Genomic DNA, 276 nt, shown 5'->3' on the forward strand with positions numbered 1-276 from the left:
GACACTGGCCTCAAAGCGCAAACGCGGTATTTCCGCTGTGCCTCAAACCAGAGCGGATATTTATGCCGGGTTCGAGAAATCTGACAGCTGAGGGGCTGCGAATACCCCTCCCTATCCTTCGCAAAAGCTCTATTCTTTTTTGTAAAGTGTACGCGACCGTTCAAGATGTCGAAGCATGGCAGCTTCAGCGCGGTCTGCATCCTGGACAGACAGACAATCCAATATCTCCTCGTGTTCCACGAGCGTATATTTCTCTTTGCCGGTCCAGATAAGCAT

1 protein-coding gene is annotated in these 276 nt (G+C 50.7%); it reads right to left on the reverse strand.

Annotated elements, in window-relative coordinates; all coding sequences use genetic code 11:
• Positions 1 to 129 precede the first annotated feature (129 nt).
• Positions 130 to 276: an FCD domain-containing protein gene (locus SB719_RS19870; protein WP_412159695.1), complete on the reverse strand. Its 147-nt coding sequence runs from the start codon at positions 274 to 276 to the stop codon at positions 130 to 132.

The sequence above is a fragment of the Pantoea sp. SIMBA_079 genome, from assembly GCF_046940275.1.
In the GTDB taxonomy this organism is placed as follows: Bacteria; Pseudomonadota; Gammaproteobacteria; order Enterobacterales; family Enterobacteriaceae; genus Pantoea; species Pantoea borealis.

Excerpts from the sequence above, each read along its gene's own strand:
- SB719_RS19870 (WP_412159695.1), bottom strand. The coding sequence starts at position 276 with ATGCTTATCTGGACCGGCAAAGAGAAATATACGCTCGTGGAACACGAG.